This is a genomic window from Pseudomonas defluvii, from assembly GCF_001695625.1.
In the GTDB taxonomy this organism is placed as follows: domain Bacteria; phylum Pseudomonadota; class Gammaproteobacteria; order Pseudomonadales; family Pseudomonadaceae; genus Aquipseudomonas; species Aquipseudomonas defluvii.
In genome coordinates this window covers 1-1516 of record NZ_MBPN01000258.1, presented here as the reverse complement: position 1 = coordinate 1516, position 1516 = coordinate 1, and the positions used below count along the sequence as shown (strand labels likewise).

Genomic DNA, 1516 nt, shown 5'->3' with positions numbered 1-1516 from the left:
AAACACCATACAGAAACCGCCCCATAGAGAAAAAACAAAAAATCATCAAAAAGAGCAACTAAAATAATCACCATTGCAAAAAATAATGAACTGAAAACTCTGCCTAAACCTAGCATACAGGCAACCCCTTATTTATTAGGTACGCCAACACCAGAAAAACCAAATATTATTCTTAAATAAGCTCGCCCTTGACGAGAACAAAAATTAGAAAAACCGAGCGCAACCAATGCAATGATTGAAACAGCAATTGCCGCACCAAACACTCCATAGTAGAGCACAAAGGGAACACCAACTAACAAGGCACACAAAACGCCCCAAACACCACCCATTACCACATCTCTAGGACTATCAACTATTGAAAAATACGAAGATCTTAGGCCAAAAAAGAAAACTGGAACCGTAGAAAATATCAGAAGCGAAAGTAAATTTAGCACCTCATATGGGACATAGTCTGAAACCAGGACAGGAACCGAATAATAAAAAGCCTTAAAAATCCACACAACAACAACAACCAACAAAGACAGCAACAGAAAAAATATCGACAGCGAGCGGATCATATTATTAAACAACAAATATGACTCCCTGTGCGCCTTGACAAGCTTCGGATAAAAAAACATGTTAAGAGACAAAATCAAAACAATTGAAGCCTCTGTCAAACGAGCTGCAATCATATAATCGCCATACTCACCAGCAGCTACAACCCACTTCAAAAGAAACTGATCAAACTTACTGTAAACTAAAAAAAGCCCGAAGCTAATATGAACAAACACTGACCCTCTCAAAACTTTTCTAACGGACTCAAGCACAGTCCCATGCAACTCGTTCGCGCCTCCCTTCGCTTTACAAAAAAAACACAAGGAGCCCGCATAGAAAATAGAAATACTTAACCACTCGATTGCTTGAGAATATATAAACACCTCAAGAGAAGAGCTAAAAAACGTGATAGAAACAAGCAAAAAACAAAATGCAAGAAGCATAGAAAAAATTCTTACTACCGACTGAGTCAGTAAATTCCCCCTAGCTCTCAGGTACAACTCAACCAAATCAAAAGCGCGAAAAAACTGTAAAAAAATAACAGGCACTAGCAGCCAGCGAAGCTGTCCGAATAACGCAAGCAACACTATAGCAATTGATATAACCGCCAGAGAACCCAATATCCTTAAGGCAACCAGACGAAGAAGAACATGAACGGCACCTTCAGCATTCGACACAAATTCTTTAATTGCGTAGGCATCAAATGAAAACCTTGAAAACATGTAGCATGCCAGTCCAACCGTTAAATAAAAGCTAAACTCCGCAAACTCATCCCCCACGAGCTCACGTCTTGCCAGAAGCAAAATTCCAACACCATAAAATAAGCGTAAGAAGTTCTCAAAGTACGTCAAAGCAAGTCCAAGCAGACCTCGCTTGGACTCAAATATAACTTTAATACTCACTTCAATACAGACTCAAGAAAGTCCAATGCCAACCAGAAACCCTCACCACCATTTTTATGCCCTTGCCAAACTTCAGGGAT

General features: G+C 39.6%; 1 protein-coding gene. It reads right to left on the bottom strand.

Annotated features, from left to right (window positions below; translation table 11 throughout):
* Window positions 1–128 precede the first annotated feature (128 nt).
* Complete coding sequence (locus tag EKA13_RS27130) at window positions 129–1436, bottom strand: MATE family efflux transporter (protein WP_065762025.1); 1308 nt, start codon at window positions 1434–1436, stop codon at window positions 129–131.
* Window positions 1437–1516: the final 80 nt, after the last annotated feature.